Origin of the sequence: Nocardioides sp. LHG3406-4 (assembly GCF_049897745.1) — a bacterium.
Taxonomy (GTDB): Bacteria; Actinomycetota; Actinomycetes; order Propionibacteriales; family Nocardioidaceae; genus Nocardioides.
Genome location: NZ_JAFCWV010000003.1, coordinates 215,100 through 228,836 on the forward strand (window position 1 = coordinate 215,100; position 13,737 = coordinate 228,836).

Below are 13,737 nucleotides of genomic sequence, written 5' to 3' on the forward strand. Positions count from 1 at the left end.
CACGTCCAGCTGCCTGGTCCTCAGCGGTGCTGACCGCACGCCTCACATGACGAGCCAGATGCCCACCAGCGAGGTACCTGCTGCCACCAGGGTCGACGCGAGCCCCAGGACCGCGGCTCGGCCGCCGGTCCTGACCAGGCTCGGCAGGTGGACCGCCGTGCCCAGGCCGAACAACGCGCCGGCCAGCAGGAGCGTGGTGGCGGTGTGGGCCAGGTCCAGGACGCTGACGGGCACGGCGCCCGTGCTGCGCACACCCACCATCGCCACGAACCCGATGACGAACAACGGGACGAGCGGTGGCCTCTTGGTGCCGACGACCTCGGGCGTCCGCCTGCGCTGGAGCACGCTGTAACCGGCGATGATGGGAGCGAGCAGGACGACTCGCGTGAGCTTGACGACCGTGGCGACAGCCAGGGCGGCGGAGCCCGCCGCCGAGGCCGTGGCCACGACCTGCGCCACCTCGTGCACACTCGCCCCCGACCAGACGCCGAAGGAGATGTCGGTGAGGCCGAGCGGCCCCTGCAGCAACGGGAATGCCACGATGGCTGCGCTCCCGAAGAGGGTGACCAGCGCGACGGCCGTGGCCAGGTCGTCCTCGTCGCTGTCGCTCACGGCGTTCATGGCCGCTGCCGCAGAGGCTCCGCAGATGGAGAAGCCGGTCGCGACCAGGAGCGTGGTCCCGTGACTCACTCCGAGAGCACGACCGATCCACATCGTGCCGGCGAAGGTGATGGTGACCGTCGTGAAGACGACGGCGAGCACGCCGGGGTCCAGCTTCACGATCTCGCTCAGCGCCAGCTGCAGCCCGAGCAGGACGACGCCGGTGCGCAGCAGGGTCTTGGTCGCGAGCCGTGCGCTCTCGAGCGCACGCTCACTGATCAGCGCGAAGTTGCGAGCCGCGATGCCGACGGCGACCGCGACCGTGAGTGCGCTGACCGTGGGCACGAGCGCGTTGAAGGCGTACGACACCGCCACGCCGGCTGCTACGGCGAGCAGGCCGGCTCGGTAGCCCTGGGGACCTCGCGGTGCGGCGGGATCGGCGGGCGCGACGTGCTGACGGTGTTGGGCTTCGGTCACGTACTCATCGTCAGGTGGCACGGTCGGCCGCGGTAGCCCACATCTTCCCCGGCAGGTCATAGAGTGCGTCTATGAGTGCGCGACCGGATCTGGCCCTCCTCGAGACCCTCCTGGGCGTCGCCGAGCACGGCAGCATCGGGGCGGCGGCACGCGTGCTGGGCCTGCGGCAGCCCTCCGTCACCGATCGCTTGAAGCGGCTGGAGAGACAGCTTCAGCTCTCGCTGCTCGAGCGATCACCCAGAGGCACGCGGCTCACGGCCGAGGGCAATGCGGTCGCCGACTGGGCGCGCGAGGTGCTGGCTGCCTCCGACCGTCTTGACGCGGGGTGTGCCGCCCTGCGCCGTGAGCACGACAGCGAGCTGCGTGTGTCGGCCAGCATGACGATCTCCGAGTACCTCGTGCCGAGGTGGCTCATCGACCTGCGGGAGGCCTCACCCGGCCTGAGCGTCTCGCTGCGGGTCGGGAACTCCCAACAGGTAGCGGACGACGTGCTTCGAGGCACCGCCGACATCGGGTTCGTGGAGGGTCTCAAGGTGCCCAGGGGACTCGCACAGCGCGTGTTCGGCAGCGACCGGCTCGTCGTCGTGGTGGGCAGCGGTCACCCGTGGAGCCGGCGCAGCGCGATCACCGCGGCGGAGCTGGCCGCGACACCGCTGATCATGCGGGAGCCGGGTTCGGGCACCCGCGAGACGCTGGCCCACGCGTTGGGCGCCGCCGGTCACACCGCCGTCCCGCCCAAGCTGGAGCTCGGGTCCACCGCGGCCGTCAAGGCGGCGGTGCTGACGTCCCAGGGCGCAACGGTGTTCAGCCTGCTGGCGGCCTCCGACGACGTGTCCACCGGGCGACTGTGCATCGTGGCCCTGGAGGACCTCGAGCTGCGGCGCAGGCTTCGCGTCGTATGGCGGAAGGGGACGTCGTTGCGGGGGCCGGCGGCTCACCTCGCCCACCGGGCCGTCGCGGGGGAGGTCCGCACCGGTGAGAGCACCGGCGCGGACTAGCCCCACGTCGTACGGCTGAGTGGTCGCGCAACGCATCGAGGAGCCCGAGCTCCTCTACCGGCTCACTCCGCGGCGGGTGCAGCCTTCGGGTCGACGCGGTGAGCATGGGCGCTCGGGAGGAGCTCCCGTGTCTCGGTGTAGGTCGCCAGCGCGGCCATCGCGCGAGCAGCCGATCGGGCCGAGTCGTGTACGACGATGCCCAGTCCCTCGAGCCGGCTGGCCCACTCTCCGCGCAGCCCGCCGTGCAGGGTGACGTGGATGGGGATCTCCGGGCGCTGCTGACGCAGGTCCGCGAACACCTCACGCATGCCCTCGAAGTCGACGTTCGGGAGAGCGAGGAGCACGAAGAGCAGCTGGTCGACGGAGGGGTCCGCCAGCATCGCCCCGAAGCAGAGACGCGCCGCCCTACCCGGGTCTGCCTCCGCAGCCGACCAGAGGTCCGCCGGGTTGCGGACGTGCTGCCAGTCCGGCGCGAGCTCGTTCAGCTTCTCGCTCGTCTCGGGACTCAGCTCGGCGAGCGAGAGACCTGCCTGGACGACGGCGTCGGTCGCGGTGATGCCCAGTGCCCCGCTGTACGTGATGATCCCGACGCGACGGCCGGCTGGGGTCGGGCAGTAGGAGAAGGTGCGCAGCAGACTGACGAACTCCTCGTTGTCGTCGGCCCGAATGATTCCGTGCTGCTGCAGGAGCTGGTCGAGGATCGCGTCGTCGGAGGCCAGCGAGCCGGTGTGGGACAGCGCCGCCTGGGCACCCTCCTCGGTGCGTCCGGGCTTGAGGAGGACGATCGGCTTCTCGCGCTTGACCTCGGCGGCCCGGGCCAGGAACGCGCGCGCATCGTCGAACTCCTCGATGTAGAAGCCGAGCACCTCGATGTCCGCACGCGTGGCCAGCTCCTCCAGCAGGTCGAGCTCGGAGAGACCGATGCGGTTCCCGATGTCGATGCTGAGCCGGATGCCGAACCTCTGCGACGGGTCGCTCATCAGCTCGTGCACCACGGCCCCGGAGTAGATGCCGGTCATCGCCACGAGGGCGACCGGGCCGTCGTCCCAGCTCGGGAAGTTCACGAAGCTGGCGAACAGGTCGACTTCCTTGTTGATGTAGCCGATGGTGTTCGGGCCGATCGCGATGATGCCGGAGTCGGCGACCATCTCCTTGAAGCGCACCTGGGCTGCCTTGCCCATCTCGTCGCCCTCACCGAAGCCGGCGGTCACGATGACCACGCTGCTGGCTCCTACCTCGATGCACTGGCGCAGCGCCTCCTCGACGTGCGCACGGCCCAGCACGATGACCACGAGGTTGATCTTGGTGGGCACCTCGGCGACCGACGTGTACGCCGTGAGGCCCTCGATCTCGCCGCCGCCCGGGTTGACCGGGTAGATGGTGCCGGCGTACCCGCCCTCCATGATGTTGCGCAGGATGAGGTTTCCGGGCTTACGACGGTCTTTCGAGGCGCCTACGACGGCGACCGACTGGGGGTCGAGAAACGACTTCAGGTTCGACATGAGAATGCTCAGTTCCTTGGATTGTTGTCATGGTTCTCGGACACGCTGCCGGGCTCTCGGAGCACCACCGTGCAGTCCACGGCGACGGGGGCTCCATCGGAGCGGACGAGCAGCGGGTTGACCTCGATCTCGCGGACGTGGTCCCGGACGACGGGATCGAGGGCGAGGCGGCTGAACCGCTCGATCACAGCGGCGACCTGGTCGAGGGCCACCGCACCGCTGCCGTGCCGGCCCTCGGCCAGCGACCTGGTCGACCGACGGGAGTTGATCATCGCCAGGGCCTCGACCTCGTCGACGGGAGCCACGTGGTAGGCGACGTCCTTGAGCTCCTCGACCCAGATGCCACCCGCGCCGAAGACGACCACGGGGCCGAACGAGGTGTTCATCGTCAGGCCCATGAACACCTCGGCGCTCGCCTGGACCCACGGCTCGACCAGGACGCCCTGCGTGGACGGCGGCCCCGACCTCAGCATCCGGGCCGCTGCCTCCTCGACCTCGGACACCGAGTTGAGGGGCCCCGCCACTCCGCCCACGTCGCTCTTGTGCGGAAGGTCGCGAGCCACGAGCTTCACCACGCACGGCAGCCCGACCCGGTCCACGGCGGCGGCCGCACTCTCGGCGGAGTCCGCCAGCACGCCCGTCGGCACGTCGATGCCGACGCCCCGCAGGAACTCCTTGCCCGTGGGCTCGTCCAGCACCCTCACTCCGGCCGCGCGCAACGCAGCGAGGTCCACAGATGCAGCGGCGACGTCAGTCACCGACACTGAGGATCACCTTTCCGAAGCCACTCCGGCCGTCGAGGTACTCGTGGGCCGCGGCGGCCTCCTGGAGCGGGAAGACGCGGTCGACGACAGGCTCGAACTTTCCTTCGAGCAGCAGCCGCGAGATCTGCTCGAACTCCCAGCGGGTGGCGCTGTTCGAGCCGATGATCGAGACCTGCTTGTGGAAGACGTGCGCGATGTTCATCGAGACGTCGTAGCTCGCCGTACCGCCGCAGGTGACGAGCCGCCCGTTGCGAGTCACCGACTGCACCACCTTGCCGAAGTTCTCGCCACCGATGTGCTCGAAGACGACGTCGACGCCCCGCTTGTTGGTCATCTTCATGACTTCGTCGTAGATGTCGCGCTCGTTGTAGTTGATGAGCTTCGACGGGTCCACGCCCATGCCGACGGCCTTCTCGAGCTTCCAGTCGGATCCAGCGGTGCCGATCACGTGCGCGCCGATGAGGTTCGCGATCTGGATCGCCGCCACGCCGATGCCGCTGCCGACGGCCTGGACCAGCACGGTCTCGCCCGGGCGGAGGGCCGCTCGCTCGACCAGCATGTGCCACGCGGTGCCGAAGGCCATCGGGAACGCCGCCGCGACGTTCAGGTCGGGGTAGTCGCCGAGCGGGAAGATGTTGCGCTCCGGCACCACGACGTACTCCGCGTAGCCACCCGGATACTTGGCCCCGAGGTAGCCGTAGCGCAGGCACGTGGTCTCGAAGCCGCGCAGGCACTGCTCACACCGGCCGCAGCTGATGACCCAGTGGAGGGCGACGTTCTCCCCGACTCCGACCTTCTCCTCGCAGCCCGGGCCGTAGCTGTCGACCGAGCCCACGACGTCGCCGCCCAGGATGTGCGGCTTCGCCTGCCCGGTCTTGTAGCGCCCGCCGCGAGCCAGCAGGTCGAAGCCGTTGATCCCACAGGCGCGAACGCGCACCAGCACTTCGCCGCGACCGGGCTCGGGCCGGTCGATCTCTCGGTACACCAGCTTCTCGGGACCTCCGGTCTCCTCGAAGACTGCTGCGCGCATGGTCGTTCCCATGTGTTCCTCCAATGTCGTGGTGCTGGTGTGACGTCGTGGACGGCCGCCCCGGGCGCAGCTCAGCTGCGGGGGAGATCAGTCTCGGTCCGCCAGGAAATGGACTCTGAGTCGGGGTGCGGGGCATCGATGACTGGATGGTCGAAGACCTGGTTGATGCTCGTGCCCAGTCGAGCGATGTCCGCACCGTAGATGTGTATCGAGATGGTCAGGCCGTCGCCCTGGTCGCTGTTGGCGACCTTGTGGATGTTCTCGTCCGGTGGGACGAGCGCGCAGACCTCGCCGGGCTCGTACTGCGACTCCTGGACCTTGGCCAGGACCCACGAGCCGTCGGCCTCGTGCAGCTCGTAGCGCGTCTCGGTCTCGCGCCCCTGCAGGACCCCCACGATGCACCAGCAACGGTGGTCGTGGATCGAGGTCTCCTGACCGGGCTTCCACACCAGGGCCACCACGGAGTACTTGCCCTCCGGGTGTACGTGGACCACGTGCTGCTGGTACCTGTCCTCGGCCGGCTGGCGATGGCGCTCCTCGAGGAACTCAGGGTGCTCGATGAGCGCGGCCAGGTGCCCGGTGGTCTCTTGTGCCAGGTGGTGGGGGTCGTCACTCCCCGCCACCAGGGCGTCCATCTTTTGGACGAAGGCGTCCAGATGCTCGTTCATCGGTGTCCTCTCAACGTCCGGTCAGGGCTTGACGGAATCGGGGAGGGGCTCGGACTGGAGCTCGTGCCAGATCTGCTGCCTGATCTGATGGAACTCGTCCGTGAAGCGGACCTCCTCGAAGTCCCGGGGGCGCGGGATCGGCACCAGGTGCTCGGACTTGATCCGCCCCGGGCCCGCCGTCATGACGACGACGCGGTCGGCCAGGGCGATGGCCTCCTCGACGTCGTGCGTCACGAAGAGCACGCTCTTCCCGACACGCTCCCAGATCTTGAGGAACTCTCCGCCGATCCGGATGCGGGTCTGAGCATCGAGCGGACCGAACGGCTCGTCCATCAGGTACAGCTGCGGGTCGTAGGCGAGGGTCCGCGCGAGCGCGACGCGCTTGCGCATGCCGCCGGAGAGCTGCCGAGGGTAGTAGTCGGCATAGCCGGCCAGGCCCACGAGCTCGAGGAGCTCCGCCACCCGAGCGGCGTGGTCGCTCTTCGGCATCCCGGAGATGACGAGCGGGAGGCGCACGTTCTCCCTGACGGTGCGCCAGGGGAGGAGCGCGTCGTTTTGGAAGACCATCCCGACACCCTTCGGGACGCCCTCTCCGAGGTTCTCCCCGTCGAGGTAGATGTCGCCGGCGGTGTGGCTGGCGAGACCCGCGATGATCTTCAGCAGCGTGGACTTGCCGCACCCGCTCGGGCCGACGATCGCGACGAACTCACGCTCGGCGAGGTCGAGGTTCACGCCGTTCAGCGCCAGGTGCCGGGTCTGCTTCGTCCGGTAGGAGAGGCTGAGGTTCTGGATGCTCAGCTTCGGCGTGACCATCGTTGCTTCCAGTCCTTCAGTGGTTGACGTCGAGGTCATGATGCGTCCGGCAGATAGCTGAAGTCGAACACCTCGTCGTAGGGGAGGACGGCGTCCTCCTCCAGGGTCCCGACGCTGACCAGGAGGTCGGTCGTGCTCTTGTAGACCTCTTCGGACACGGACAGGCCGTCCGGGATGGTGGTGATCCCGGCGTCCACGGCGGACGAGAGGACCTCGTCGCTGACCGGGAACTTCTCCTCCTTCATGGCGGTGAGGGCCCAGTCGGGGTCGCTCTTGGCCTTGTCGGCCGCGGTCGCGACGCCTTCGAGGAAGGACTTCATGGTGGCCTCGTTGTCGGCCACCCAGTCGGAGTCGGCGACGGCGATGATGGACGCGTAGTCGAAGTCCGGCTCCCAGACCATCCGGTAGTCGCCGCTCGCGATGAGCTCGGACTGCTGGGGCTCGCTGACCATGCCCGCCGCGACCTGGCCCTGCTTGATCGCCGAGGCCATCGTCGACCCGCTGCCGGCGCCGACGACCTTCATGCTGGTGTAGTCGACGTCGTTCTGCTCGGCGGCGATGTGCAGCTCGGTGTCGGCCAGGCTTCCGGGCGACGTGACCCCGACGTTCTCGCCCTCGAGGTCGGAGACGGACTGCACGTCCGAACCGGTCTCGGTGAGCAGCGCGTACGGCGCACGAACGTTGATGCCGGCGTACCCCTTGGTGGACAGGCCCTGGGCGCGGGTGGAGATGACGTGCTCGGTCGAGCCCATGAACACGTCGAGGCTGCCGCCGATGAGCGCCTGCATCGCGTCGGACCCGCTGTCGAAGCAGAGCTTCTCGACCTTGAGGCCGTCGGGGAAGGTGTTTGCGTCGATGGCCATCTGGGTGGCCATCGGGGTCATGCCCCCACAGACCATCGCGACCCGGATCGACCCGGCGTCGCCGCCCTCACCATCTCCGGACGATCCCGAGGACGAGTCGCCGCAGCTGCTGAGCGCGAGGGCGAGCACGGAGGCGAGAGCTACGCCCGTCGCCGCCTTCCGGTTGAGCTTGTTGCGCATTCCTTGCATGACTACTCCTGTGCGGATGGGTGCGTGGCACCGACGAGGTGGGGACTAGCGGTAACGCAGGACTCGCTTCTCGACGAGGGCCACGACTTGCTCGAGCAACATGGCGACGACGGTGATGATGATGAGTCCGGTGAAGACTCCTGTGGTGTCGAAGAGGTTGGAGGACAGCTTGATGTAGTAGCCCACCCCGACGCTGGACCCGATGAGCTCGGCGATGATGGCGCCGATGAGGCCGAGACCGATGGCAAGACGCAGCGCGGTGAGCATCCAGGCGCCGATCGAGGGCAGCATCACCCATTGGAGTGTCTGCCAGCGCGAGGCGCGGTAGCTCTTGGTCATGTCCAGCAGGTCCTGGTCGATGCTCTTGACGCCCTGGTACACGTTGTAGAAGGCGACGAACACGACCATCGTCACGACCATCACGACCTTGGAGAACAGCCCGATCCCGAACCACACGATGAAGAGGGGCGCCAGGGCGACGCGGGGGAGGCTGTAGAGCGCGATGACGTAGGGGTAGATCCAGCGACCCGCCACCCGTGACGTGGCGACCCCGATGCCGAGCACGACGCCGAGAGGAAGCCCGATGAGCAGCCCTAGCCCGGTCTCCAGCATGGTCACGCGCAGGTGTCTCCAGAGCTCGCCGCTGACGGCGAGGTCCACGATCCGCTCCGCGATCAGCGAGGGCTCGCTGAGGAAGAACCGGTCGACCCACAACCCGCTGACCAGCTGCCAGATGGCCAGGAACGCGACCCCGATGCCGACCTGGCCTGCGATGACGGTGTAGCGCTCACGCCGGTCCGCGGCCCGGTCCGCGGCGTCGGTCAGCGTGTCGGAGCGCGTGTCGCCCGAGCCGGCGCCTGCGCTGATCGGCGGTGCCGACCCAAGCGGGCCGACCTCGCTCGTAGCATCTCCAGTCTTTTCCATGAACCCCTCCAGGTGGGTTTCTACGTCGGACGTCTGACGACTGATGTGTGATCATGCACTCGTCGGGGTCCCGGCGCAAGGGTTGACAAGCCACTGCGGACGTCCCAAGCCTCTATCACGCCTGGCTGTCCAGGTGACCACGTTTGCGTGTTGGGACGTCTCGGCGTTGCTATTGCCTCGGTCACATCGGGACTGCTATAACTCGTGCGACGTCAGACGTCTGACACCTTGGGAGCTGCTCATGACTGGAACGCCCGCCCTACCGTCCGTGTGGATGCAAGACCTGACGTGGGAAGAGGTGGAGAGCTACCTCGAGCACGACCGGATCGCGTTCGTGCCGATCGGGGCGACCGAGCAGCACGGCCCGGCCGGCCCGCTGGGCGTGGATGCCTACGTTGCGATCACTCTCGCCGAGGACGCGGCCCAGCGCAGCAACGTCCTGTGCACGCCGCCCATCTGGTTCGGAGACTCCTCCCACCACTCCGGCTTCCCCGGCACCATCAGTGTGCGCACCGAGACCCTCATGCTTCTGGTCCGCGACGTGTGTCGCAGCCTGGCGCGCCACGGGTTCAACCGCATCGTGCTGATCAACGGGCACAAGGGATCGAACCTGCCCGGCCTGATCAGCTCGGTCCGCGCGTTGCACGAGGAGGAGTACCCGGGGGTCGTCTTCGCGGTCGCCGATCCCCTTCACCTGTCCCGGTCGGCCTCGCCGACGATCAAGGAGACGAACGAGCACCACGCAGGGGAGCTTGAGCTCTCCCACATCCTGCACCGCTTCCCCGGCCTGATCCGGATGGACCGCCTCACCGACGAGGGCGTCGACTTCCAGGAGGTGTTCGGCGGCTTCGTCGGCAACGACCTGTTCGGCCCGGCGCCCGACGGCGTGGAGATCATGTGGAGCGGCGACGAACAGCGGGCGTTCACCCCGACCGGCAGCTTCAGCTCGTCGATGGGGACCACCGACGCGAAGGGCAAGGCCTACCACGACCACATCGTCGGGCGGCTCTGTGAGCTCGTCGACTGGCTGCGACAGTACGACGGGCCGATCGGTGCCACGGATGGGTAGCAGGGGATCGCGAGATGCGAACGGCCTGCCGATCGTCGTCGGCATCAGCGGCGGGAGCGGCGCGATCTACGGCGTACGCATCCTTCAGGCGCTCGCCGAGCTCGGTGTCGAGCGGCACCTGGTCATCACCCAGCCCGGGCTCGCAACCCTGCGCTACGAGACCGACTACACGGCCGAGGACCTGAAGTCCCTGGCCACGACGGTCCACCCCATCCGCAACATCGGTGCGTCGATCGCCAGCGGCTCCTTCCTGACCCGAGGGATGATCGTCGCCCCCTGCTCGGTGAAGACGCTCTCCGGCGTCGCCCACTGCTACGGCGACAACCTGCTCCAGCGCGCCGCGGACGTGACGTTGAAGGAGCAGCGCCCGCTCGTGCTGATGGTCAGGGAGACGCCGCTGCACCGGGGTCACATCCGGCTCCTGGACGCCGCCGCGGAGAACGGCGCGACGATCTTCCCGCCGCTGCCGGCCTTCTACGCCCGCCCCACGACGATCGACGAGATGGTCGATCACTCGGTGGCTCGCGTGCTCGACCTGTTCGGGCTGGACGCGGGGATGCCACGGTGGAGCGGGCAGCAGACGGGAGTCGTGGCATGAGGCAGCCTCCCGAGGGGGTCAGCCCCCAGGTACGCGTGGGCAGCTCGGCGTTCTCCATCACGGCAGGACGCGTTCGACGCGACACCTACTCCCACGCGAAGGCCCAGCTCGAGCTGCTCATCGGCACCCTCGCGGCGGAGAACCAGCTCCGCCTGCCTTCTGAGGACGAGCTGTCGGAGAGCCTCGAGGTCAGCCGGGCCACAGTGCGCTCAGCCCTCCTCTCGTTGCAGAAGGAGGGGACGATCCAGCGGATCCACGGACGCGGCACCTTCATCAACAGGCACGCGTTCAAGATCCAGGCCAACATCAGCCAGGACCGTCCGTTCGCGGCCCTGCTCGAGGAGATGGGTCACAACGTCGCCGTCGACAACGTCGACCTGCACATCGAGCCGCTGGAAGACGCGCTGCTGACGCCTTTCGAGCTGACCGAGACCGAGGACGCCGTCCACGTGGAGCGCATCTTCGGGGCGTCGGGCAAGCCCGCCGTCCTGAGCATCGACGTCGTCCCGGTCAGATTCCTCCTGGACGGCATCGACGGTCTCGAGGGGTACGAGTCGGTGTTCGAGTTCGTGCGCCGCACGACCGGACGCCAGGTGCGCTACTCCGTCGCCGACATCGTTCCTTTCATCGCGACCACCAAGATCGCCGAAGACCTGGGGATCACGGCCGGAGTGCCGCTGATCCTCCTGCGCCACACGCACATCGACCAAGACGACCGACCAGTCGCGTTCACGCGCGCCTACATCAACGACGAGCTGCTTCGATTCTCCGTCGTCCGCACATACACCGACTCGTAGGAGAGCCAGTCATGACTTCCGACCTTCGCACGTTCTTGTCCGACCTGGTCAAGGCCCAACCCGGCTCCCTCAAACGAGTCGACACCCCAGTCGACCGCAACTTCGGCATCACCGCCTATGGAGCCAAGCTCGACAAGAGCAAGCAGTACCCCGCACTGCTGTTCACCGACGTCAACGACGCCGGGGTCTCCTGCCTGACGAACCTGCTCGCCACGCACGAGCGGATGGCCCTCGCCCTGGGCCTGGAGGTGGAGGACCTCACCAACGCCTCCGACCGCACGCAGGGCATGGAGCCGCACCCACCCGTCACCGTCGACCGGGCCGACGCCCCCGTCAAGCAGATCATCTGGCGTGACGACGAGGTCGACCTCGGAAAGCTCCCGATCCCGGTCCACAACGAGCTGGACGGCGGACCGTTCCTCACCGCCGCCGTCTCCTTGATGAAGGACCCCGAGTCCGGTGCCATCAACGCGGGCATCTACCGGCACCACGTCTACGACTCCCGACGCATGGGCGTCTGGTTCTTCGGCTCCCACGACGGCGGCACCATCCACCGCCGGTACGAGGAGAAGGGTGAGCCGACGCCGATCGCGATCGCGATCGGCCACCACCCCGGCTTCCTGATGGGCGCGGTGTCGCGCATCGCGGGCATCGGCGGCGAGTACGACGCGGCCGGCGCCTTCCTGGGCGAGTCCGTCGAGGTGGTCAAGGCCGAGAACTCCGACATCATGGTGCCTGCCCGGGCCGAGATCGTCCTGGAGGGTGTCATCATCCCCGGCGAGATGGTGGAGGAGGGCCCGTTCGCCGAGTGGCCCGGTCACTACGTCGGCGGTGGGCCCAAGCCCGTCATCCGCATCGACTGCGTGACCATGCGCGAAGGCGCGATCTTCCAAGACATCCAGGCGTCGGGGCGTGAGCACCGCCTGATGGGCGCGCTGCCCCGCATCTCCAGCATCCACCAGCGGGTGCGCCAGGTCGTGCCCGGCCTGAAGGCCGTCAACGTCCCGGTCCACACGCGGATGCACTGCTACCTCTCCATCAAGAAGGCGCTCGACAGCGACCCCACGCGCGCCGCCTTCGCCGCCTTCAACACCGAGCCGGAGAACCTGCGGATGGTCGTCGTCGTCGACGACGACATCGACGTCTTCGACGAGGAAGAGGTGTCGTGGGCGATCGGCACGCGCTTCGACGCCGCCAAGGACCTGCAGATCATCCCGGAGTGGAACGGGCCGGGTGGCCTGCTCCCGACGAACTGGGAGTACGACGAGCATGGCACCCGCAAGAAGAAGATGTCCTCGGCCGTCATCATCGATGCGACCAAGCCTGCCCCGCCGGTGATCTTCCCGCCGCGGGCCCAGGTCCCGGCCGACGTGGTCAAGGCCGCCGACACCGGCGCGATGACCGACGTGGTCAGCGAGGGCCAGCTGCCCTGGAACGAGGAGTCCTGATGCTCGATCTCACCTTCGCCTGCGGCGGCTACGACCGCGTCCAGCCCCTGGCCGACGGCCGGGTCTCCGTCGAGGGCGTCAACCTCAACATGCTGCGCCTGGAGCCGGAGGAGTGCTTCTGGCGGATGCTCCAGAACGCCGAGTTCGACGCCGCCGAGATGTCGCTGTCGTCGTACTCCATCGCGGTGGCCGCGGGCGACGACCGGTTCGTCGGCATCCCGGCCTTCCTGTCTCGGAGCTTCCGGCACTCGACGCTGTACGTCCGGGACGGCGCCGGCATCACCGACGCCAAGGACCTCGCCGGCAGGCGGATCGGCGTTCCGGAGTACCAGATGACGGCTTCGGTCTGGACCCGGGGACTGCTGACCCACGACCTCGGGGTCGACGTCTCCGACGTCACCTGGTGCACGGGCGGGCTCGAGCAGCCCGGTCGCGTCGAGCGGCAGCCGCTGAAGCTTCCCGACTCTGTTCGGGTGGAGCCCCTCTCGAAGGACAGCACCCTGTCCGCGGCACTCGTCAACGGTGAGATCGACGCGCTGATGGCACCTCGCGTCCCCAAGGTCTTCCGCAAGGGCAAGGGCGTCCACCGCCTGTTCCCGGACTACCGCGAACGCGAGCGTGACTACTTCGAGCGCACGAGCCTGTTCCCGATCATGCACCTGGTGGTCGTACGGCGTGACGTGCTCGAGAAGAACCCGTGGGTCGCCCAGAGCCTCTACAAGGCGCTCGCCGAGTCCAAACGCGTGGCCACCACCGGGCTGGCAGACCTGCCCGCCCTGCGGTACACCATGCCGTTCCTGCTGGCCGCACTCGAGGAGCAGGCCGAGGTCTTCGGTGACGACCCGTGGCCCTACGGGCTCGAGCCGAACCGGCACGCGTTGGAGACGTTCATGTCCTACCTGCAGGAGCAGGGCCTTCTCGAGACACCGCCGAAGCCTGAGGAGCTGTTCAGCCCCACCACCCTGGCCGAGTCCCGCATCTGACTCGTGGCCGCGAG

14 protein-coding genes are annotated in these 13,737 nt (G+C 68.1%); 6 read left to right on the plus strand and 8 right to left on the minus strand.

Annotated elements, in window-relative coordinates; translation table 11 throughout:
• Positions 1-42 precede the first annotated feature (42 nt).
• Positions 43-1,077, minus strand: a complete 1,035-nt coding sequence (locus ACP7BP_RS12750) for a YeiH family protein (protein WP_426244997.1) — start codon at positions 1,075-1,077, stop codon at positions 43-45.
• 71 nt (positions 1,078-1,148) lie between these two features.
• On the opposite strand from ACP7BP_RS12750, the gene ACP7BP_RS12755 reads away from it, so the two are divergent.
• Positions 1,149-2,075 (plus strand): LysR family transcriptional regulator, encoded by a 927-nt coding sequence (locus tag ACP7BP_RS12755; protein ID WP_426244998.1) that lies wholly within the window; start codon positions 1,149-1,151, stop codon positions 2,073-2,075.
• A 62-nt stretch (positions 2,076-2,137) separates the two neighbouring features.
• On the opposite strand, the gene ACP7BP_RS12760 is transcribed toward ACP7BP_RS12755, so the two are convergent.
• From ACP7BP_RS12760 to ACP7BP_RS12790, 7 genes are read right to left on the minus strand one after another with little or no spacing between them, the layout of a single operon-like run.
• Positions 2,138-3,577 (minus strand): CoA-binding protein, encoded by a 1,440-nt coding sequence (locus ACP7BP_RS12760; protein ID WP_426244999.1) that lies wholly within the window; start codon positions 3,575-3,577, stop codon positions 2,138-2,140.
• A gap of 8 nt (positions 3,578-3,585) precedes the next feature.
• A complete protein-coding gene (locus ACP7BP_RS12765) occupies positions 3,586-4,341 on the minus strand; it encodes an acetate--CoA ligase family protein (protein WP_426245000.1) in 756 nt (251 codons plus the stop codon).
• Complete coding sequence (locus ACP7BP_RS12770) at positions 4,328-5,383, minus strand: zinc-binding dehydrogenase (RefSeq protein WP_426245001.1); 1,056 nt, start codon at positions 5,381-5,383, stop codon at positions 4,328-4,330. The genes ACP7BP_RS12765 and ACP7BP_RS12770 overlap by 14 nt, the downstream gene beginning before the upstream one ends.
• A gap of 59 nt (positions 5,384-5,442) precedes the next feature.
• Positions 5,443-6,039, minus strand: coding sequence for a hypothetical protein (locus ACP7BP_RS12775; RefSeq protein ID WP_426245002.1), 597 nt, complete (start codon positions 6,037-6,039; stop codon positions 5,443-5,445).
• A 21-nt stretch (positions 6,040-6,060) separates the two neighbouring features.
• Positions 6,061-6,852 carry an ABC transporter ATP-binding protein gene (locus ACP7BP_RS12780; protein WP_426245003.1) on the minus strand — a complete coding sequence of 264 codons (792 nt, stop codon included), beginning with the start codon at positions 6,850-6,852 and terminating at the stop codon, positions 6,061-6,063.
• A 35-nt stretch (positions 6,853-6,887) separates the two neighbouring features.
• On the minus strand, positions 6,888-7,904 hold the full coding sequence (locus ACP7BP_RS12785; protein ID WP_426245004.1) for an ABC transporter substrate-binding protein: 1,017 nt from the start codon (positions 7,902-7,904) through the stop codon (positions 6,888-6,890).
• A gap of 45 nt (positions 7,905-7,949) precedes the next feature.
• Positions 7,950-8,828, minus strand: a complete 879-nt coding sequence (locus ACP7BP_RS12790) for an ABC transporter permease (RefSeq protein WP_426245005.1) — start codon at positions 8,826-8,828, stop codon at positions 7,950-7,952.
• 274 nt (positions 8,829-9,102) lie between these two features.
• On the opposite strand from ACP7BP_RS12790, the gene ACP7BP_RS12795 reads away from it, so the two are divergent.
• The 5 genes from ACP7BP_RS12795 to ACP7BP_RS12815 are packed head-to-tail and all read left to right on the plus strand — an operon-like array spanning position 9,103 to position 13,723.
• Entirely contained in the window at positions 9,103-9,897 is a 795-nt protein-coding gene (locus ACP7BP_RS12795) for a creatininase family protein (protein ID WP_426245006.1), read from the plus strand.
• The gene (locus ACP7BP_RS12800) at positions 9,890-10,495 is read left to right on the plus strand and encodes a UbiX family flavin prenyltransferase (RefSeq protein WP_426245007.1); all 606 of its coding nucleotides are present in this window, start codon (positions 9,890-9,892) and stop codon (positions 10,493-10,495) included. Before ACP7BP_RS12795 ends, ACP7BP_RS12800 begins: the two co-directional genes overlap by 8 nt.
• Positions 10,492-11,292: a GntR family transcriptional regulator gene (locus tag ACP7BP_RS12805; protein ID WP_426245008.1), complete on the plus strand. Its 801-nt coding sequence runs from the start codon at positions 10,492-10,494 to the stop codon at positions 11,290-11,292. The genes ACP7BP_RS12800 and ACP7BP_RS12805 overlap by 4 nt, the downstream gene beginning before the upstream one ends.
• Positions 11,293-11,303: 11 nt before the next feature.
• The gene (locus ACP7BP_RS12810) at positions 11,304-12,740 is read left to right on the plus strand and encodes a UbiD family decarboxylase (protein WP_426245009.1); all 1,437 of its coding nucleotides are present in this window, start codon (positions 11,304-11,306) and stop codon (positions 12,738-12,740) included.
• The gene (locus ACP7BP_RS12815) at positions 12,740-13,723 is read left to right on the plus strand and encodes an ABC transporter substrate-binding protein (protein WP_426245010.1); all 984 of its coding nucleotides are present in this window, start codon (positions 12,740-12,742) and stop codon (positions 13,721-13,723) included. Before ACP7BP_RS12810 ends, ACP7BP_RS12815 begins: the two co-directional genes overlap by 1 nt.
• The last annotated feature ends 14 nt before the right edge of the window (positions 13,724-13,737 follow it).